Source organism: Streptomyces sp. NPDC051636, assembly GCF_044453765.1.
Taxonomy (GTDB): domain Bacteria; phylum Actinomycetota; class Actinomycetes; order Streptomycetales; family Streptomycetaceae; genus Streptomyces.
The window spans coordinates 638,126-658,280 of record NZ_JBITDA010000002.1; the positions used below are offsets into that span (position 1 = coordinate 638,126).

Sequence of the window (20,155 nt, forward strand, 5' to 3'; positions counted from 1 at the left end):
CCGGGGCCGGCCACCCGCCCGTTTCTCTGGGCGCGGCTCGGCACGCCGGCCCTGCTGCGCCGGGCGGCGGAGGCGGGCTGGCGTGCCGAGGATCAGTGGGCGGCGGGCTCCCGCCGCTTCGTCTCCTTGCGCAACCGCACCGGCCGCAGCGCCAGCAGCACCGCCGAGCCGCCGAACAGCACGGCCGTGATCAGCAGCCAGCGGGACAGGAAGCCGTCCGCCGAGAGCCCCGCGGCCGACCGGTAGCGCTCGCTGACCTGGCCGCTGATCAGCGGGAACCACACCAGGAGCAGCAGCCCGGACAGGGCCGCCGGCACCCGGACGTACCCCGTCCGCGTACGGTGGCCGGCCGCGCCCAGCAATCGCGTGACGGCGCGGTCGGCCATCGCGTAGAGCGGCAGCAGCACCAGGTCGTGCAGCAGCGCCGCCCCGACGAACCACAGCGCCACCCCGAACCAGTCGCCGGCGAGGAGCCGCAGGCCCGCGTATCCGGCGAGCGCGAACGAGCAGGCGAGCAGCAGCAGTTGGAGGGGGCTGCCGAGCGGGATCCGGCGGGGCATCACAGGTCTCCGAAGGTCATCCGGGCCACCCACTTGGTGTTGAGCACACCGGGCGCCGCGGGCACGATGACGCGCGCGGGGTAGCCGTGGTCGGGGGTCAGGTCCTCGCCGTTGACGGACAGGGCGAGCAGGGAGCGCGGGTCGGCGACCTGGTTGGCGCGCAGGGCCGCCCGGCGGAAGGCGCCGTGCCGCTGGAGCGACTCGACGAGGACGTCGGGCGGGTCGTCGTACCCGACGAGGGCGGCGAGGTCACGCAGCCGCACGCCCCGCCACCACTGGTCGGAGGTGGACCAGCCCTCGACGCAGGCGATGGGCAGCGCCGAGCTGCGCAGCGGCATGCGCAGCAGGTCGGCGCGGGTGAGCCGGACGGTGCCGGTGCGGCCGGTGACGACCAGCCGCCACGCCTCCTCGCTGGCCTCCGCCGCGTCGATGCGCGCGTACGCGGCCGTCTTGTTGATCTGGAAGCCGCCCGGCCCGCCGCCGGGCTCCGCGCCGCCGTGCGGGGTGAGGAGGGCGGTCCGGCGCAGCGGTCCGTCGAAGCTGCGGCCCGCGCTGGTCAGGAACAGCAGCAGCGAGCCGCCGCCGACCAGCCACAGCGCCCCGCGCCGCGAGACGGTGGGCGGTCCGGGCCGCGGCGGGACCAGGTCTCCCCGCTCCTCCCGCGTGCGGCGACGTACGTTCCGTACGGCCGTGGGCAGCTTCAGCACGGCGTGGGCGACGAAGGCGGCGAAGAAGACCCAGGCGCCGTAGAAGTGCAGCGGGTAGAAGGAGCCGGGGAAGACGTAGTCGAGCTGGACGTTGAGCACACCGGTGGTGAACTCGAACAGGCCGCCGCCGACCAGCAGCAGCAGGGAGATCCGCTCCAGGGCGTGGGCGAGCGAGCGGGCCGGCGGCAGGGCGAACAGCCTCGGCACGACGGACCACAGCTTGGCCAGCAGCACCGGGACGAGGGTGATGCCCAGTGTGACGTGGACGCCCTGGGTGAGCCGGTACAGCCAGTAGGGGTTCGTCGGCCAGGCGAATAGGTAGAAGCCGAGGATTCCCTTGTCCGGGGTCTGGTCGTTGACCGCCGAGAGACCCGGGTTGTAGGCGGCGTAGGACACCAGTCCGGTCACGAACAGCACGGTGATGCCGACGAGGAGGACGAGGCCGAGTACCGAGGTGAACCAGGGGCCGCGCAGCGGGCTGCGCCAGAAGCCGGGCGAGGTGGGGAGCCGTGGATCGCTCATGTCCCGACCGTAGGCCGGTGGGGCCCCGGTGCGGGGGCCGCGACCCATGACGAAACGCTGACGTCCGCCCCGCGCACCGGACCTTGGCCCGCCGTGCGGCCTAGCGTTCCGGTGTGACCCGCACTCTCCCGCGCGACCGGTACGCCGTCGCGGCCGCCGTCCTGCTCGTGCTGACCGCCGTCGTCGTCGGCCGCCGCATCGAGGACGGCCGCCACACGCTGTTCGTCCACTGGCCCCCGCTGTTCGCCGACTGGGACCCGCACGCCGGACCGGGCACACCGGCCGCCGTCCTGGTGGCGGTCGCCGTGGTGGCGTACGGGCCCGGGCTCGCCGCACGGCTGCGGCCCGGAGCGCTGCTCGGCGCGGCCTGGGCCACGGCCATGGCCTGGATCTGGTCGCTCGCACTGATCGACGGCTGGCACCGGGGCGTCGCCGCCCGGCTGACCACCCGCAACGAGTACCTCCGGGTCGTCGACCGCTTCCACGACATCCCGGCCGCCCTGCGCGACTTCACCCACCACATCGTCAGCGGTACTCCCGGTCCCTGGCCCGCCCACATCGCCGGGCACCCTCCGGCCGCGACGCTCACGTTCGTCCTCCTCGACCGGATCGGGCTGCGCGGCGGCGGCTGGGCCGGGGTCTGGTGCATCACGGTCGGTGCCACGGCCTGCGTGGCGGTCCTGGTCGCGCTGCGCGCGCTGGCCGGGGAGGACCTGTCGCGGCGTGCGGCGCCGTTCCTGGTCCTGTCCCCGGCCGCGGTGTGGCTGGGTGCCTCGGCCGACGCGTACTTCGCGGCCGTCGCCTCCTGGGCCGTAGCCCTGCTCGCCCTCGCGGTGACCGGCCGGCCGGTGGGGTGGGCGGCGGGCTCCGGGCTGCTGTTCGGCCTGACCTGCTACCTGTCGTACGGCCTCACGCTCTTCGCGCTGATCGCGGCGGCGGTGCTGTTCCTCGGCCGGCACCGCGTCCGCGAGCGCCCCCTGCTGCCGGTGGCCCTGCTCGCCGGAGCGGCGGTGGTGCCCGCCGCCTTCACCCTCGCCGGGTTCGACTGGTGGGAGGCCTACCACCTGCTGGTCACGCGCTACTACCAGGGGGTGGGCGGCACCCGGCCCTACGGATACTGGGTCTGGGCGAACCTCGCCTGCACGGTGGTGATCACCGGCCTCGCCACGGTGGCCGGCGTGCGCCGGGCCGGCGGCGCGCTCGTCCGCGCACCCCGCGGCCTCCTCGACCGCCCGGCGCCCGGCACTCCCCCGGTGGCCGCCGCCGAGGCCCGTCTGGCCCTGCTCACCCTGGCCGCTCTGCTGGCGCTGCTCGTCGCCGACCTGTCCGGCATGAGCAAGGCCGAGACGGAACGCATCTGGCTGCCCTTCGCGATGTGGCTCCTGCCGGTCTGCGCGTTCCTGCCCCGGCCCCGGGCCTGGCTGGCCGCGCAGGCCGTGCTCGCCCTGCTGGTCAACCATCTGCTGCTGACCGGCTGGTGAGGTGTCCGCGGTGGCCTCTCGACGCCGGGCGGTCGACCGGGCACAGTTCTCCCTGCGTCCTGATCCCTACTGGCCGGTACGCGCCCGTGTCCGCACCTCGTCCCCCTCCAGGAGCCCCCGTGACCAGCTGGGCCGGCCGGACCGCCGCCGAGATCGCCGCCGCCGTACGCGAGAAGCGGGCCACGCCCCGCGAGGTGGTGGCACAGCACCTCGCCCGGATCGAGCGGCTCGACGCCCGTACCGGCGCTTTCCGCACGGTGCGCGCCGGGGCCGCCCTCGTGGAGGCGGACGAGGTGGCGGGCCGGCCCGGCCTGGCGGAACTCCCGCTCGCGGGCGTGCCCGTGGCGGTCAAGGACAACCTGGCCGTGCGCGGCGAGAGCACCCGGAACGGCTCGGCCGCGACCTCCGAGGCGCCCGCGGACGGCGACCATGTCACCGTGGCCCGGCTGCGGGCGGCGGGCGCGGTGGTCGTGGGGCTGACGAACGTGCCCGAGCTGTGCGTCTTCGGTACCACGGAGGGCGTGCACGGCACCGCGCGCAACCCGTGGGATCTCTCGCGCACGGCGGGGGGTTCCTCGGGCGGCAGCGCGGCCGCGGTGGCCGCCGGCCTGGTCCCGGTGGCCCTCGGCAACGACGGCATGGGCAGCCTGCGCATCCCGGCGGCCAACTGCGGCCTGGTCACGCTGAAGCCGGGGCCCGGGGTGGTGCCGGCGGGGATCGGCAACGGCGACTGGTTCGGCATGTCCGAGAACGGGCCGCTGGCGACCACGGTCGAGGACCTGCGGCTGGTGCTGTCGGTCCTCGCGGACACGGAGTTCGTACGCTCCCGGGACACCGCCTCCCGGAGGATCGCCGTCGCGCTGCGCAGCCCGCTGCTCGGCGTCAGCATCGGCAAGCCGTATACGAACGCGGTCCGCGAGGCGGCGGGGCTGCTGGCCGGGGCGGGGCACCGGGTGCGGCGTGCCGAGCCGCCGTATCCGGTGTCGCTGGGCGTCACCGCGCTCCAGCACTGGACGGCGGGCACCGCGGTGGACGCCGCGGGCCTGGACCCGGCGCGGCTGGCCCGGCGCACCCGGGCGCACGCGGCGGTGGGGCGCCGCTTCGTCGGGACGGTCCGCACCGGTGAGGGGCGCGCGCGGCTGCGCCGCCGCCTGGAGCCGTTCTTCGCCGAGCACGACGTGCTGCTCACCCCGGCCCTCGCCCGCCGCTCGCCCAAGGCCGGGCCCTGGCACGAACGGGGCTGGCTGCGCAACGTCCTGGCCAACACGAACCACTCGCCGCTCACCCCGCCGTGGAACCTGACCGGCTGGCCCGCGCTGTCGGTCCCGTTCGGCACGCTGCCCTCGGGCGCGCCCTGCGCCGTACAACTGGTGGCCCGTCCGGGTTCGGAGGCGGTGCTGCTGGAGCTGGCGGAGCAGTTGGAGGGCCTGCGCCCGTGGCAGCGGACCGCGCCGCTCGGCTGAGTGCCCCGCTCAGAGCAGCGATCTGTACATGATGTGCAGTCCCACCCGGCCGTGCCGGGGATGGTCGAACGCCTCCGGCACCGTGCCGAGGATCGTGAAGCCGAGTGAGGTCCACAACTGCACGGCGGGGTTGGTCTCGACGACGGCGTTGAAGACCATCGCCCGGTAGCCGGCGTCCTGCGCGGCGGCGAGGATGTGCTCGGCGAGGGCGCGGCCGATGCCGCGGCCGGCCTGGTCGGGGTCGACCATGAAGCCGGCGTTGGCGACATCGGCGGCCCGGCCGCCGTAGTTGGGGGTGAGGTAGGCCGATCCGACTACGGCTCCGCCGGGGTCCTCGGCGACGTAGACGCGTTTGGCCGGGTTCATCCACAGGGCGCGGGCCGCCTCCTCGGAGGTGTCCGGGTCCCAGGTGTAGGTCTCGGCGGCGACGACGATCGCGTGCCAGAAAGGCCAGATGCGTGGCCAGTCGTCGGCCACGGCTTCCCTGATCAGCATGGGCGTGAGTCTGGCACGCCCATGCCGTGGGCGATCGCGACGGGTCCGACCCTTCGCAGGGTCAGTCCACGCTCGGCAGGATGTGGTCTTCGGCGAGGTCGTCCTCGTAACCCGCGAGGCGGATCGGGGCGGACCGGGCCCACACGTCGAGGCTGCCGAGTTCTGCGGGCCTGCGGCCCGAGCGCTCCGTGCGTTCCTTGGGGCGCTGGTCGCGATTCGTCTTCTCCGGTGTCACCGCGCACTCCTTATGTGTCGGGTCACCCTCAGGGCGTACCGGTCAGTCTGCGATCCGCCGCCTGACGCCCGCTCGGGTCTGGATAGAAGGCCAGTTCGGACGCGGTGGCGCCGGTCACTCGTACGAGAGCAGGCCGGTGTGCACCGGCTCGCCCCGGGACGGACCGTGGGTGTGGGTGGGACCCCGTTGCTGCTGTCCGTCCGCTTCAGATTAACCAAATGAGCGGGGGTCCGCTCGATAGGGAGTGCAAACAAGGTGTAACTTTCGCGCGTCACTTGGCCGCTCACCGGCCCCGTTTCCACGCGCTTGTTACATAATGTGCGGTTTGAGATCCACCCACTCGGCCTACATGGACGAACACATCTTCGACTCGCCGATGCCGCGCCGGGTGCCCGAGGTCGGGTCGGTGACGCGGTTGCCCCCGGAGGGCCACAGACCCGAGGTGGGTGGACCTACGAAGAACGCGTGACCTGCGCACCGGGCACTCGGCGCTCGCACCTCACGGTAGGCCGCCGCGCCCGAACAGGCCAGCGGATTAACGCCGGTTGGGCCCGCTCGGACGCTCCGGCCGTGTCACCACTTGCCCGGCGCGTAGTCCTTCAGGAAGACGCCGTACAGGTCCTCGCCCGCCTCACCGCGCACGATCGGGTCGTAGACGCGGGCCGCGCCGTCGACGAGGTCGAGAGGAGCGTGGAAGCCGGCCTCGGCGAGGCGGACCTTGTCGGGGTGCGGGCGTTCGTCGGTGATCCAGCCGGTGTCGACGGCCGTCATGAGGATGCGGTCCTTGTCGAACATCTCCTGGGCGCTGGTGCGCGTGAGCATGTTCAGGGCGGCCTTGGCCATGTTGGTGTGCGGGTGGCCGGCGCCCTTGTAGCCGCGGGCGAAGACGCCCTCCATGGCGGAGACGTTCACGATGTAGGTGCGGCGGGCCTGGGACGCGGCCATCGCCGGGCGCAGACGGCTGATCAGGATGAAGGGGGCCGTCGAGTTGCACAGCTGCACTTCGAGCAGCTCGACGGGGGTGACCTCGTCCACCGTCTGGATCCAGCTGTTGGTGTCGTGCAGGTCGGGGACGAGCCCGCCCGCGTCGATCGCCGTGCCGGCGGCGATGCGCTCCAGGGACGCCGAGCCCGACACCAGCGCCAGGTCGGTCACCTCCTGCGCGGTGAGGGCGCCGCCGCCCGCGACCGGGAGCGCGGCGACCGCTCCGGAGCCGAAGGTGCCGATCACCTCGGCGGCGGGCAGCTCACCGGCGGGCAGCGGCGCCGACTCGGCGGCGACCAGCTCGCTGTAGGCCTGTGGGGAGCGCCGTACGGTCTGCGCCGCGTTGTTGATCAGGATGTCGAGGGGGCCCTCGGCGGACACCGAGTCCGCGAGGGCCACGACCTGGGCGGGGTCGCGCAGGTCGATGCCGACGATCTTCAGCCGGTCGATCCACTCCGCGCTGTCGGGCTGGGCCTTGAAGCGGCGGATGGCGTCGTTCGGGAACCGGGTCGTGATCGTGGTGTGGGCGCCGTCGCGCAGCAGCCTCAGTGCGATGTACATGCCGATCTTGGCGCGGCCACCGGTGAGCAGCGCCCGCTTGCCGGTGAGGTCGGCGCGGGCATCGCGGCGGGCCCGGTTCTCGGCGGCGCAGTTCTGGCAGAGCTGGTGGTAGAAGTAGTCGACCTCGACGTACCGCTGCTTGCAGACGTAGCAGGAGCGCGGGCGCTGGAGGATCCCCGCGATCCGCCCCTCGTCCGTGCGCGACGACGGCAGGATGCCCTCGGTCTCGTCGTCGACGCGCTGCGCGGAGCCGGTCGCGGTGGCCTCCGTGACCGCCTTGTCGTGGGCGGTCTTGGCGGCCCGGCGCTCCTGGCGGCGGCGCTGCTTGACCGTGCGGTAGATGTGCGAGGTCGCCCGGCGCACCGCGATCGCGTCCGGGTGGTCGACGTCCAGCTCGTCGAGTTCCTCGAGCACGCTGAGGCAGACGGCCAGGCGCTCCGGGTCGATCCCGGGTCCGTAGACCATCTCGTCCATGTCCATGGACGCCGAGCCGTCCTCTGTCACCGTCATCGCGCTGCCGTTTCCCTGATCACCCGCGCAGCGCTCCGACTCGCGCCCGCTTTCGAACGGGGGATTTTACGGCAGCGCCCGGCCCCACCGCCAAACCGCTCCGCTCGGGGGCGCAGACCGGGATCGGCGTCCGCGTCTCGTCCGTCCTCGCCCGGGCCGGCCGGCCGGGGTCCGGCACGCCTCAGCGCCGGCGCCCGGCCCGTAGCGGCCACGCCCGCGACAGGCCGGGACCGCCACGGCGGAGGACCGCCCGGGCGGAGCGGGGCCGTCTCCACCCGCGCGAGCCGGGCGAGGTCCGGTACCGCAAGGAACCGGCGAAGACGCGGACGACGGACGCGCCCCGCCCCGCTGACCGTCAGGGATCACAGACCGCGATCAGCGTCTCCACCTCCGCCGTCACCGCCCGGGCAAGCCGGTCCAGGTCCGGCACGGCCTCGGCATCCGCGACGAGACCGTAGTGAACGCGACCGCGGTACGTCGAGACCGCCACGGCGAGGGACTGGCCGGGAGCGAGGGGGGCGAAGGGGTAGACCGCGGTGAGGGAGTGACCGCCGAGCCTGAGGCCGAGGCCGGGGAGCGGCACGCTGGTGACCAGGATGTCGAACCACAGCCGGGCGGCCTGCCCGACCAGCGGTCCGCCGAGCCGGTGGCCGAGCGCGGGCACGTGGTCGGCGAGCAGGGCGACGGCTCCCGCGCCCCGGTTGGGGCCGGCGTCCTTGTTGCGGTCCATCGCCGTACGGACCCGGTCGAGGCGCGCGAGCGGGTCGGGGTCGCCCACCGGGAGCCGTATCAGGTAGCCGGAGAGCCGGTTGCCCTGTGGGTGCGCGGTGCGCGGACGGCGCCGGGAGACCGGGATCAGGGCGCGGGGCGCCACGCCCTCGCTGCCGTCGCCGCGCTCGTCGAGCCAGCGGCGCAGGGCGCCCGCGACGACGGCGATGAGGACGTCGTTGACGGTGCCGCCGACGGCCTTGCGGACCCGGTGCACGTCGTCGATGTCCAGGACGACCCCGGCGGTGCGGCGGGTGCCGCTGGAGCCGGCGGTCAGCGCGGCGGAGGAGCGCACGCCCAGGGTGGACAGGGCGACGGAGGCGCCGATGTCCAGGGCCCGGCCCATGTCGGACAGCGCGCCGCGCAGCAGTCCGGGCAGCCGGCCGGGCAGTCTGCGCACGTCGGCCAGCAGCCCGCGGGGCGGCTCGATGGGCGCGGGGCGGCGCTCCGGCATGTCCATCGGGTCCAGGACGGCGGCGGCGAGCGTCAGCGCCTTCAGGCCGTCGGCCAGCGCGTGGTGGAACTTGAACAGGACGGCGAAGGAGACCCCGTCCTCGCCCGGCAGGACGTGCGCCTCCCAGGGCGGCCGGTCACGGTGCAGCGGGCGCTCCATGAGCCGTCCGGCGACGGTGTGGAAGTCGTCGGTCGGGGCGTGCAGCCGGACGTGGTTGAGCGGGTCGAAGCCGGGGTCGGCCTCGCGGGTCGCGCCGCCGAAGGAGCCGAGCGACAGGGGCCGGCGCAGGTCGAGCGGCTGCCAGACGTTCCGGATGCGCATCCGGAGGCCGGGCACGGCGACGGCACGGGCGGCGAGCAGGTCGGCGGCGTGGGCGCCGGCGGTGGGCGAGTGCGCGGCGAAGACGCCGAGGGCGCCCAGGTGCATCGGGTGCCGGTCGGACTCGATGTTCCAGAACGCGAGATCGAGAGGTGCGAGCGGGTCACTTGTCAATGGCTTGCCTCGCGTCGACGACGGACGGGGGTGAGCAAGCAGTCAATCCCGTACCGACGATTACGGTCAAGTACGATCAGGCTACGTACAGTTAACAGCAGATTAAGCCCGCCCCTCCGAAAGAGGCGGGACACATGGGACACCTGAGGTCACTTCAGTGCCGGGGGCGCCGCCTGGGGTGATGTACCCCACTCTGACGGGCGCGGGCCGACCGTGAACGCGAGCGAGCGCAGGGAACGCAGCTCACGGGTCGTCAGGTACGTCCGGTCGTGGCGCGCCGCGTCCGTGTGGACCGCCTGGACGTAGCGGTCGGTGGCCGAGGTGCCGGGCGCGGTGACCGTCAGGCCGCCGCCGGGCCAGAAGCGGCGGTCCAGGATGAGGTCGACGCGGTCGAAGACGGGCGTGGACAGGCCCCACGTGCCGTAGCCGGGCTGCACCGGGAAGATCCCGATCGACGACAGCACGTGCCAGGCGGACATCGTGCCCAGGTCGTCGTTGCCGGTCATGCCGGTCGGCCCGTCGGTGAACAGGGTCAGCGCGGCGTGCACCACGTCGGTGGTCTTCCAGGGCTGCCCGGTCGACAGGTAGGTGTACGGGGCGATGAGGTCGGGCTCGTTCTGCGGGTTGTAGACGGCGGCGTCGTAGTAGGCGTACGGGTCGCCGTGCACCCACACCTCGCGCGCGGTGCGCGCCGGGTCCGCGCGCAGCCGGTCGTATGCGAAGAAGGCGTCGAGCCGGTCGTCGGCCGCACGCTCGCCGCCGATCAGGCCCACCATGCCGGGCACGTCCTGCGGCACCAGCCACTGGTACTGCCAGGCGGTGCCCTCGTGGAAGCCGGCGCTGCGGGCCGGGTCGGCCGGCCCGGTGAAGGCGCCGGACGCGTCACGGGCGCGGAAGAAGCCGGTCGAGGGGTCGAAGACGTTGCGGTAACTGCGCGACCGGGCGGCATAGCGGGCCGCGTCCTCCTCGTGACCGAGCCCGCGGGCCATCTGGGCGAGCATCGCGTCCGACAGGGCGTACTCCAGGGTCACGGAGGCGCCCTGGTGGTAGTCCGAGTCGCCCGTCTTGGTCTGCGGGCGGCCCTTGACGTAGGGCGCGAAGCCGTGGGCGATGTACTCCGCGTTGGCCTCCCGGCCCACCCCGGGATAACCGGCGGGCGGCACCCCGTCGGCGTTCTTCCTCAGCGCGCGGTACGCCCGCTCCTCGTACCCGCCGAGCAGGCCCAGCTGGTAGGCGGTGGTCAGGAAGGGGGTCACCGGGTCGCCGGTCATGATGTTCGTCTCGACCGGACCGTAACCCCACTTGGGCAGCCAGCCCCCGTCCTCGTCGACCTTGATCACCGAGATCGCCATGTCGCGGGCCTCTCGGGGCGCGAGCAGGGCGAGGAGCTGGCACTGGGTGCGGTAGGTGTCCCACAGCGACCAGTTCTGGTAGTACGTGAAGCCCCGCGCGCGGTGCACACGGCGGTCCCAGCCGGTGTAGCGGCCGTCGGCGTCGCTGCCGGTGTTGGGCGCCAGGAACGAGCGGTACAGGGACGAGTAGAAGGTGCGGCGCAGGCCGGTGTCGCCGCCCCGGACGCGGACGGCGGCCAGGCGGCGCTCCCAGGCCCGCCGGGCGGCGTCCCGGACCTGCCGGAAGGAACGGCCGCCCTCGGCGCGCAGGTTGACCTCGGCGCCGTGCGCGTCGACGTACGACAGGGCGGTGGTCGCCTCGACGGTGCGGTCCCGGGTGGTGTCGAAGCGTACGTAGGCGCCGCCGTGCCCGCTCCGGGAGCCCGCGGTGACGGTGGGGCCGTCCCAGGTGCCGTACGCGGTGAAGGGCCGGGAGAACCGGGTGACCGTGTACACGGTGTACGGGCCGGTGTCCCGGCAGAAGCCGTGGCCGGTGATCTCGGTGCGCACGGTCCGGTCGTCGAGGATCTCCACCGTGCTGGTGACCGGCTTGTGCAGCGCCTGGGCCGCGTTGAGCAGGACGTTGGCCCTGCCGGTGGCGGGGAAGGTGTAGCGCTGCACACCGGTGCGCTCGGTGGCGGTGAGCTCGGCCTCGATCCCGGAGTCCAGGCCGACGCGGTAGTAGCCGGGACTCGCCGTCTCGTCCTCGTGGCGGAACCCGGCCGCGTACCGCGCGTAGTCCGTCCGCGTGACCTCCCCCGTCGTCGGCAGCACTGGCAGGTCTCCGCCGATGCGGCAGCCGACGCCCGAGAGGTGGACCAGGGAGAAGCCGCGGATGTGGTTCTGGGAGTGGTCGTAGCCGGTGCTGTGCCCCGTGTCGGGCGAGAGCTGCACCATGCCGAAGGGCACGGCCGCGCCGGGGAAGGTGTTGCCCTCGTTCTGGCTCCCGATGAAGGGGTTGACCAGGCCGGTGAGGTGGCCGTCGGGCGGCTCGGCGGCCCGTGCGGCGGGGATGGCGAGCAGCGCGGACGCCGCCATCGCCCCGGCCAGGCACAGCCGCGGGCGCCGGGTCCCTCTCATGTGACCTCCGGAGGTTCGACATCGTTGTCCGCATCCTGCGGGCCTCAGGCCGCGAAGCCGGGGATGCCGCGCGGATCGCGCGGAACGCGTCGTGCGCGAACAATGGAGACAGCCACACCCTCGGCCGGGGGGAGACGGCACCCTCAGCGGAAAGAAGGCGAGGACGATGCCGAAGGTTTCCAGGGAGACCGCCACCCAGGGCGGCGACTACGGACCGGTGGTCGACCACTCGGAGGACCTCGAGCCCTACACGGTGGATTTCCTGACGTTCCGCGAGGACGTGGACCACACGCCGCTGCTCCAGGGCCTGCCCGACCACCAGTGCCAGTGCCCGCACTGGGGCTACGTCTTCAAGGGCGAGCTGGTCTTCCGCTACCCCGACCACGACGAGGTCTACCGCAGCGGGGAGGCGTTCTACGCCCCGCCCGGGCACGTGCCCGTCCACACCGAGCCGGGCAGCGAGTACCTGCAGTTCAGCCCCGCCGACGACCTGCGCCGGACGAGCGAGGCCGTCATGACGCACTTCCCGCCGCTGACCGGCTGAGCGGACCGCCGCGTTCCCGCGCCTACGGCACCCGCTGGCCCTTCCCCAATGCGATCACCCCGCCCTTGGACACGGTGTACAGCTCCGCGTCCCGCTCCGGGTTGACGCCGATCGTCGCGCCGGGCGGCACCTCGACGTTCTTGTCGAGGACCGCGCCGCGCACCACCGCGCCCCGGCCCACGTGGACGTTGTCGTGCAGCACCGAGCCCTGGACGACCGCCCCCGGGTCGACCCGGACGCCCGGGGACAGCACGGACCGGGTGACCTGGCCGCGGATCAGGCAGCCCGCGCTGATGATGGACTCGCTCGCGATGCCCCCGGCGTTGAAGCGGGCGGGCGAGAGCTGGCCGGAGTGGGTGTAGACGGGCCACTGGCGGTTGTAGAGGTTGAAGGCGGGGCGCTCGGCGATCAGGTCCATGTGGGCGTCGTAGTAGGCGTCCAGCGTGCCGACGTCCCGCCAGTAGCCCTGGTCGCGGACGGTCTCGCCGGGGACGTGGTTGTCGCTGAAGTCGTACAGCCGCGCCTCGCCGCGCGCGGTGAGCTGGGGCAGGATCGAACCGCCCATGTCGTGCACCGACTGCTCGTCCTCGGCGTCCCGGTGGAGGGCCTCGATCAGGGCCTTGGTGGTGAAGATGTAGTTCCCCATCGAGGCGAACACGCGCTCCGGGTCGTCGGGCAGGCCCGTCGGATCGACGGGCTTCTCCAGGAAGCGCTCCACCGTCTGCCCGTCCGAGCCCGGGCTGATCACCCCGAAGGAGGAGGACTCGTCGCGCGGGACCCGGATCCCGGCCACCGTCACCCCGGCACCGCTGTCGATGTGCTGGGCGAGCATCTGCCGCGGATCCATGCGGTACACGTGGTCGGCGCCGAACACCGCGATGTACTCGGGCTGTTCGTCGTGCACGAGGTTGAGCGACTGCAGGATCGCGTCGGCGCTGCCCAGGTACCAGCGCGGGCCGAGCCGCTGCTGGGCCGGGACCGGGGTGACGTAGTTGCCGAGCAGGCTGGACATCCGCCAGGTGGTGGTGATGTGCCGGTCCAGCGAATGCGACTTGTACTGGGTCAGCACGCAGATGCGCAGAATGTCGCCGTTGACGAGGTTGGACAGCACGAAGTCGACGAGGCGGTAGGTACCCCCGAAGGTGACCGCGGGTTTGGCGCGGTCCGCGGTCAGCGGCATCAGGCGCTTGCCCTCTCCGCCCGCCAGCACGATTCCGAGCACCGAAGGACCTCCCCCACGCTCGGCTTCGCCCGAGCGGGGGTACCCCCATCGACGCATGGCAGCTCCCCTCACCCTGGTTGAACCATGGTTGCCCCGAGCAGCGCCCCTTAAGCCTGCTTGAGGACCTCCTCGTACAACCGCACCGTCCGCCGGGCCACCGCGTCCCAGCCGAACTCGCCCACCGCCCGCTCCCGTCCGGCCTCCCCCATCCGCCGGGCCGCCTCCGGGTCGCCGAGGACGGTGTCCAGCGCGCGGGCGAGGCCCGTCTCGAAATCGCCGCCGGCGGGGACGAGCAGGCCCGTCCTACCGTCCTCGACGACCTCGGGGATGCCGCCGACCCGGGAGGCCACGACGGGCGTGCCGCAGGCCATCGCCTCCAGGTTGACGATGCCGAGCGGTTCGTACACCGACGGGCAGACGAACACCGCGGCGTGCGTGAGGAGTTGGACCACCTCCGCGCGCGGCAGCATCTGCGGGATCCAGTGCACGCCCGCGCGGACGCGGCCGAGCTCCTCGAACAGGTCGCGGAACTCCCGGTCGAGCTCCGGCGTGTCGGGCGCGCCCGCGCACAGCACGACCTGCGCCGCCGGGTCGATGTCCCGGACCGCGCGCAGCAGATGGGGCACGCCCTTCTGACGGGTGATGCGGCCGACGAACAGCACGTACGGCCGGTCGGGGTCCAGGCCGACACGGCGCAGCACGTCGGTGGCGGGGTCCGGCCGGTACAGGCTGGTGTCGATGCCGTTGTGCACGACGTGCACCCGGGCCGGGTCCAGCGCCGGGTAGCAGCCGAGGATGTCCTCGCGCATGGCGCCGGACACGGCGATCACCGCGTCGGCGGCCTCGACCGCGGTGCGCTCCGCCCATCCGGACAGCGCGTATCCGCCGCCGAGTTGCTCGGCCTTCCAGGGGCGCAGCGGCTCCAGCGAGTGGGCGGTCACCACGTGCGGGACGCCGTACAGGAGCTTGGCGACGTGCCCGGCGAGATTGGCGTACCAGGTGTGGGAGTGGACGAGCTCGCGGCCCTCCAGGGCGGCGGCGACGGCCAGGTCCACGGAGAAGGTGCGCAGCGCGTCGTTGGCGCCGTCCAGCACGGACCACGGCCGGTGGCGTACGACGCCGACCCCGCGGCCCTCGCCCCAGCAGTGCACCTCCAGGTCCACCAGGGGCCGCAACTCCCGGGCGAGGAACTCGACGTGGACGCCCGCGCCGCCGTACACGTCCGGGGGGTACTCCCGGGTCAGCAGTCCCACTCGCACCCGCAACCCCCTGGTCTCACCCGGCAGTCATCCCATGGTCACCCAGATGCGGCGCGCGGGGAAGGGCGCGGCGGTCGTGGGAAGCAACAGTCACCGCAGACACCTCCGCCCGGGACGCGGTAGTAGAGGCAGCAGCTGCGGCGCCGGAAGGCGGTGCCGGTGAGGGTGCCGGTCGGGCTCAGCAGGGGGTGGGTGAAGAGGGCGGCGGTGAGTGGGCGGGCCCGGTCGGCGACCTCGGTACGGCCGTTCGCGCGTGCCCAGCGGTCCAGTTCGCGCGCCGCGCCGGCCAGCGCCGAGCCCGCGTTGCCCCGCAGCAGGCCCGTCGCGAGGCCGTAGCGTGCCCGCAGTGCGGCCGCCAGAGGTTCGAGATGACCGTGCAGGACGGTGTCCACGAGCGTGGCCGCGTCCCCGGGCAGCGGGCGCAGCCCGGTCAGCCACAGGTCGTCGGGGGCGGCGGCGCCGGCGTCCCAGCGCAGCAGGGCCGGATCCAGGTCGGGGACGCGGCCGTACAGGGCGGCGCAGCCGAGGGCGGCCGACCACAGGCGCGCCGCGAGCCCTTGGTGGGCGATCGACGCGGCGACCCGCGGCTCGGGGGCGCGCAGCCGGCGGGCGACCGTCTCGACGCGAGAGGCCAGGGCGTCCCGGCGGGCATCGGACGGGGTGCCCGCATAGCTCTCCGCGAGCGTCGGCAGCGGGCCGGGCGGTGTGGCGTCGGCTCCGGTGGTGCGCAGGGCGAAGAAGCCGCCGAGCGGGCGGAGGGCGGCGAGTCCTGGCTCGAGGTCCACACGAGAGTAGTACCAGTACCGATGGAGGCCCGGGGGAGGAGGCCTCCGCCTTCTGTCGCCCACCTTGGGGAGGATCGGGCCCCCCGCGTACTCCATCGGCAGTAGGACCCATTGCCTGCTCAGGGACGACGACGGGAACACCCCGACGAAGGCAGAGTGTTGTCCATGCAAGCCGACCGTTCGCCGCGCCGGGCCCCGGGCCCCGGCCCCTCGCAGAGGAGTCGCTGATGAGCGCCCTCGCGTTGTCCGTGCTGCTGTCGTTCGTCTCCGCCGTCGCGTACGCGGGCGGGGCGATCGTGCAGGAGCAGGTCGCGCTGTCCTGCCCCGACGGCCAGTACGCGCCGCTGCGCCGGCCGAGCTGGTGGGCGGCGGTGGTGCTGAACGGCCTCGGCGGACTGCTGCACGTCGTGGCGCTGGCCTACGGTCCCCTCAGCCTCGTGCAACCGCTGGGCGCGCTGACCATCGTGTTCGCGCTGCCCATGGCCGCCCTGTTCGTCGGCCGCAAGGCGGGCGCGGCCGCCTGGCGCGGCGCCGTCATGGCCACGGTCGGTCTCGCCGGTGTGCTCTCCCTGGTCGGCACGTCCGACGGCCAGTCGCTCGACACGGCCCAGCGGGTCGGCGTCGCCCTGGTCACCGGCGCAGCGGTCGTCGCTCTGATGATCGCCGGCCGGGCCGCGCACCGGCACCCGGCGGTGCGCAGCGTGCTGCTCGCCACCGCGTCCGGCACAGCCTTCGGCATGTCCTCGGTGTTCACCAAGACCGTCGCGGTCGACTGGACCGGCGGCGTCTCGGCCGCGGACCTGCCCTCCCTCGCGGTGATCGGCGTCTTCGCGGTGGCCGGCGTGCTGCTGTCGCAGGCCGCCTACCGCGGCGGCGGCCTCGCGGCGCCGCTGGCCACGCTGACGGTCGTGAACCCGGTGCTGGCCGCCGCGGTCGGCATCACGATGTTCGGCGAGACCTTCCGGTACGGCACCACGGGCACCGCGCTCGCCCTGAGCTGCGGCGTGGTGGCGGCGGGCGGCCTGACCCTGCTGACCACGGAGCGACTGGAACCCGCGCCGCACACCGGGGAGACGGCGCCGCAGGCCGCGGCCGAGCCGGAGTTCCCGCCCGCGGCGGAGCTCCCCGCCGAGCCCGTGGCAGCCGCCGGGCGGCCGTTCACCGAACTGCCCCGGCAGCGCTCCGCGTCGGTCCTGGAGGACTCGGTCCGGGCGGACGTGGCCAGGGCCGGAGCGGCGCTGGAGGACTCGGCGTTGGCGGACGCCGTCCTGGCGGACGTGGCTCTCGCGGACGCGGCGGCCTTGGGGGACGTGGCCGAAGCGGACGCGGCGTTGCAGGAAGCGGCCCTGGCCGGCACCGTCGTGGCCGGCGCCGTCCTGGCGGACGCGACGCTGAGGGAAGCCGTGCCGGACGACATCGAGGGGCTGGTCCCGGCCCCCTCCCCCTACACGGGCCTGTGTGTCCCGCTGCCGGTCCTCTGACGGCACGCGCGCGGGTCAGACCTTGACGCCGCCGGCCCGGAGATAGGCGACCGGGTCGAGGTCCGTGCCGAAGCCGGGCCCGGTCCGCACCTCGAAGTGCAGGTGAGGGCCCGTGACGTTCCCGGTGGCCCCGGAGCGGCCTATGCGCTGACCGCCGCTCACCGTCTGCCCGGCCTTCACGGAGATGGCCGACAGGTGGGCGTACTGGGTGTAGCGGCCGTCGGCGTGCCGGATCACCACCTGGTAGCCGAACGAGCCGCCCCAGCCGGCGGCGACCACATGGCCGGCGGCGACCGCCTTGACGGAGGTGCCGGTGGGCACGGGGAAGTCGACGCCGGTGTGGTAGCCCTTCGACCAGTGCGAGCCCGCCGCGTGGTAGGGCGTGCCCATGGCGGCGTTGACGGGGGCGATGAGGGAGTGGCCGGTCGTTGGCGTCTTGTGCGTGCTCGGCGTGCGGGTCTTCTTCTCCGAGGGGGCTTTTTGCCGCGCGGTGCCGGCCGGGGTGCGTGTCGTGGGCGCCTGCCTGGCGGTCAGGCTCAGCCGCTGTCCCGGCATGATCAGGTCGGGATCGGAGCCGATCGTCGCGCGGTTGCTCTCGTACAGCCGCTGCCAGCCGCCCTGGACGTGGTGCTCGCCGGCGATGCCGGAGAGCGTGTCGCCGTGCACCACCGTGTACATCTCGGCCTTGCCCGCCCGGGACTGCGGCGTGGTCTGCGGCTGGACGTCCCGCACGGAGCTCTTGGCGTGCTGCGGGCCCGCCGCGTGCCGGGTGGCCGCGCTTTCCGTGTGGACGCCCGAGCCGCCGTCCCGGGTGAGTCCGGCGTGCACCGAGCACACCGGCCAGGCTCCGGGACCCTGCCCGTCGAGGACCTTCTCGGCGACGGCGATCTGCTGGTCCCTGGTGGCCAGGTCGGCGCGCGGGGCGTACCGGGTGCCGCCGTAGGCCTCCCAGGTGGACTGGGTGAACTGCAGCCCCCCGTAATAGCCGTTGCCCGTGTTGATGCTCCAGTTCCCGCTGGACTCGCAGGCGGCGACCTTGTTCCAGGTGGACGCGTCGGCCGCGTCGGCGCTGCCGGCCGCCACGAGCGGGATGGCGAGGCCCGCGCCGCCCGCCGTGACGGTGAGTGAGGCGCGGTTGATCCTGTTCGGCTGATACCGGCGGTGCCGGCCGCGTACGGCCATGTCTGAAGCCCCCTCGCCCTGCGTCAGGAGCGGCAAAAGTAAGCGCGGCGAACAGGCCATGACAAGACGGCAATCAGCCTCCTGGGCACCTCAAGTGGCCGGGAATCGGCCCTCCTTCCACCGGATCGGCCGGACCGCGCTGAGGCGGACGGCCCTTCCGTGCGTAATCAAGCCTGGCGGGTCGGATATGCGCTCGCCGGACCGGCACGTCAGGATGGGCGAGGGGCAATACTGACGGGGCCGTACTCACGAGCCATTTCACGAGCCATTTAGGGAGCAGGCGGTATGAGCACTTCAGCCCAGATCGGCGTCACGGGACTCGCGGTCATGGGCCGCAACCTGGCCCGGAACTTCGCGCGCAACGGCTACACGGTCGCGCTGCACAACCGGACGGCGTCGCGCACGCACGCCCTGGTGGAGGAGTTCGGGCACGAGGGCGACTTCATCGCGGCCGAGACCGCCAAGGAGTTCGTGGCGGCGCTGGAGCGGCCGCGCCGTCTGGTCATCATGGTCAAGGCCGGTGACCCGACCGACGCGGTGATCCAGGAGTTCGCGCCGCTCCTGGAGCCCGGTGACATGATCATCGACGGCGGCAACGCGCACTTCGCCGACACCCGGCGCCGCGAGCGGGACCTGCGCGAGCAGGGGATCCACTTCGTCGGCATGGGCGTGTCCGGCGGCGAGGAGGGCGCGCTGCACGGGCCGAGCATCATGCCGGGCGGTCCGAAGGAGTCGTACGACTCGCTGGGCCCGATGCTGGAGAAGATCTCCGCGAAGGCGGCGGACGGGGCGCCCTGCGTCACGCACGTCGGCCCGGACGGCGCCGGGCACTTCGTGAAGATGGTGCACAACGGCATCGAGTACGCCGACATGCAGCTGATCGGCGAGGCGTACCAGCTGCTGCGCGATGTCGCCGGATACTCCCCCGCGCAGATCGCGGACATCTTCCGTACGTGGAACACCGGCCGGCTCGACTCCTACCTCATCGAGATCACGGCCGAGGTGCTGTCCCACGTGGACGCGGCGACCGGCAGGCCGTTCGTGGACGTGGTGGTGGACCAGGCCGAGCAGAAGGGCACCGGTCGCTGGACCGTCCAGATCGCCCTGGACCTGGGCGTGCCGGTGTCCGGCATCGCGGAGGCGGTCTTCGCACGCTCGCTGTCGGGCCACGCCGCGCTGCGGGAGGCCTCGCGGGGCCTGGCCGGGCCGAAGCCGGCCGCGCTGAGCGAGTCGGAGGCCGGGGCCTTCGCGGACCGGGTGGAGCAGGCGCTGTACGCCTCGAAGATCGTGTCGTACACGCAGGGCTTCCACGAGATCGCCGCGGGCAGCGAGGAGTACGGCTGGGACATCGACCTGGGCGCGGTCTCCTCGATCTGGCGCGGCGGCTGCATCATCCGGGCGGCGTTCCTGGACCGCATCAGGGCCGCGTACGACGCCCGGCCCGACCTGCCGAGCCTGCTGTCGGACGAGACGTTCGCCCAGGAGATCGCGGCGGCCCAGGACGACTGGCGCGAGGTTCTCGTCGCCGCCACCCGGCAGGGCGTGGCCACGCCCGGCTTCGCCGCGGCCCTCGCCTACTACGACGCCCTGCGCGCCGAGCGGCTGCCCGCCGCGCTCACCCAGGGGCAGCGGGACTTCTTCGGCGCGCACACCTACCGGCGGGTGGACCGGGACGGGGCGTTCCACACGCTGTGGGGCGGGGACCGTTCCGAGGTGTCCGCATAGCGGCATCAGGTACGACTGGTGGGCGGCCCGAGTGGCCGCCCACCGGCGTGTTCCGCCCCTGCCGGTTCAGCTCAGCGGCGGTCCCGGCTCCGGGTTCGGAACCGGCTCCGGGCCCGGCGGGATCGGGGACGGGGAGGGCTCCGGCGGGCCGCCCGGCTGGGGCGTCGGCTGCGGAACCGGGTTCGGCCCGGGGGCGGGCGGCGGCCCGGGGGCGGGCGGCGGCTCGGGCGGCGGGACCGGGTTCGGGGGTGGTT

General features: G+C 73.6%; 16 protein-coding genes. 5 read left to right on the plus strand and 11 right to left on the minus strand.

All coding sequences use genetic code 11. The features are described 5' to 3' along the window. Positions 1–92: 92 nt before the first annotated feature. The gene (locus tag ACIBBH_RS06710; protein ID WP_399402590.1) at positions 93–560 is read right to left on the minus strand and encodes a hypothetical protein; all 468 of its coding nucleotides are present in this window, start codon (positions 558–560) and stop codon (positions 93–95) included. Then, entirely contained in the window at positions 560–1,789 is a 1,230-nt protein-coding gene (locus tag ACIBBH_RS06715; RefSeq protein WP_399402592.1) for a molybdopterin-dependent oxidoreductase, read from the minus strand. Before ACIBBH_RS06715 ends, ACIBBH_RS06710 begins: the two co-directional genes overlap by 1 nt. Before the next feature lie 113 nt (positions 1,790–1,902). Between ACIBBH_RS06715 and ACIBBH_RS06720 the strand changes: the two genes are divergently transcribed. Together ACIBBH_RS06720 and ACIBBH_RS06725 are read left to right on the plus strand one after the other, a co-directional pair. Continuing rightward, complete coding sequence (locus ACIBBH_RS06720) at positions 1,903–3,270, plus strand: hypothetical protein (protein WP_399402594.1); 1,368 nt, start codon at positions 1,903–1,905, stop codon at positions 3,268–3,270. 119 nt (positions 3,271–3,389) lie between these two features. After that, the gene (locus ACIBBH_RS06725; protein WP_399402596.1) at positions 3,390–4,733 is read left to right on the plus strand and encodes an amidase; all 1,344 of its coding nucleotides are present in this window, start codon (positions 3,390–3,392) and stop codon (positions 4,731–4,733) included. A 9-nt stretch (positions 4,734–4,742) separates the two neighbouring features. Here the strand turns inward: ACIBBH_RS06725 and ACIBBH_RS06730 are convergent, their stop codons facing one another. The 5 genes from ACIBBH_RS06730 to ACIBBH_RS06750 form a co-directional block, all read right to left on the minus strand. Then, positions 4,743–5,228, minus strand: coding sequence for a GNAT family N-acetyltransferase (locus ACIBBH_RS06730; protein WP_399402598.1), 486 nt, complete (start codon positions 5,226–5,228; stop codon positions 4,743–4,745). A gap of 61 nt (positions 5,229–5,289) precedes the next feature. Further along, positions 5,290–5,463, minus strand: coding sequence for a hypothetical protein (locus ACIBBH_RS06735; protein WP_399402600.1), 174 nt, complete (start codon positions 5,461–5,463; stop codon positions 5,290–5,292). Between the two features lie 573 nt (positions 5,464–6,036). After that, positions 6,037–7,518 carry an SDR family NAD(P)-dependent oxidoreductase gene (locus ACIBBH_RS06740; RefSeq protein WP_399402602.1) on the minus strand — a complete coding sequence of 494 codons (1,482 nt, stop codon included), beginning with the start codon at positions 7,516–7,518 and terminating at the stop codon, positions 6,037–6,039. A gap of 355 nt (positions 7,519–7,873) precedes the next feature. After that, on the minus strand, positions 7,874–9,232 hold the full coding sequence (locus ACIBBH_RS06745; protein ID WP_399402604.1) for a wax ester/triacylglycerol synthase family O-acyltransferase: 1,359 nt from the start codon (positions 9,230–9,232) through the stop codon (positions 7,874–7,876). A 149-nt stretch (positions 9,233–9,381) separates the two neighbouring features. Then, a complete protein-coding gene (locus ACIBBH_RS06750) occupies positions 9,382–11,703 on the minus strand; it encodes a GH92 family glycosyl hydrolase (protein ID WP_399402606.1) in 2,322 nt (773 codons plus the stop codon). Between the two features lie 166 nt (positions 11,704–11,869). On the opposite strand from ACIBBH_RS06750, the gene ACIBBH_RS06755 reads away from it, so the two are divergent. Next, positions 11,870–12,247: a hypothetical protein gene (locus ACIBBH_RS06755; RefSeq protein WP_399402608.1), complete on the plus strand. Its 378-nt coding sequence runs from the start codon at positions 11,870–11,872 to the stop codon at positions 12,245–12,247. 22 nt (positions 12,248–12,269) lie between these two features. On the opposite strand, the gene glgC is transcribed toward ACIBBH_RS06755, so the two are convergent. From glgC to ACIBBH_RS06770, 3 genes are read right to left on the minus strand one after another with little or no spacing between them, the layout of a single operon-like run. After that, positions 12,270–13,526: a glucose-1-phosphate adenylyltransferase gene (glgC, locus tag ACIBBH_RS06760; RefSeq protein ID WP_399402610.1), complete on the minus strand. Its 1,257-nt coding sequence runs from the start codon at positions 13,524–13,526 to the stop codon at positions 12,270–12,272. 50 nt (positions 13,527–13,576) lie between these two features. After that, positions 13,577–14,728 (minus strand): glycogen synthase, encoded by a 1,152-nt coding sequence (gene glgA, locus ACIBBH_RS06765; protein ID WP_399402612.1) that lies wholly within the window; start codon positions 14,726–14,728, stop codon positions 13,577–13,579. 38 nt (positions 14,729–14,766) lie between these two features. Continuing rightward, positions 14,767–15,513, minus strand: a complete 747-nt coding sequence (locus ACIBBH_RS06770; protein ID WP_399402614.1) for a (2Fe-2S)-binding protein — start codon at positions 15,511–15,513, stop codon at positions 14,767–14,769. Positions 15,514–15,740: 227 nt separating this feature from the next. Between ACIBBH_RS06770 and ACIBBH_RS06775 the strand changes: the two genes are divergently transcribed. After that, positions 15,741–16,994: a DMT family transporter gene (locus ACIBBH_RS06775; protein WP_399402616.1), complete on the plus strand. Its 1,254-nt coding sequence runs from the start codon at positions 15,741–15,743 to the stop codon at positions 16,992–16,994. 15 nt (positions 16,995–17,009) lie between these two features. Here the strand turns inward: ACIBBH_RS06775 and ACIBBH_RS06780 are convergent, their stop codons facing one another. Continuing rightward, entirely contained in the window at positions 17,010–18,176 is a 1,167-nt protein-coding gene (locus tag ACIBBH_RS06780) for a transglycosylase family protein (protein WP_399402618.1), read from the minus strand. Between the two features lie 285 nt (positions 18,177–18,461). On the opposite strand from ACIBBH_RS06780, the gene gndA reads away from it, so the two are divergent. Beyond that, entirely contained in the window at positions 18,462–19,901 is a 1,440-nt protein-coding gene (gndA, locus tag ACIBBH_RS06785; RefSeq protein ID WP_399402620.1) for an NADP-dependent phosphogluconate dehydrogenase, read from the plus strand. Positions 19,902–20,155 lie beyond the last annotated feature (254 nt).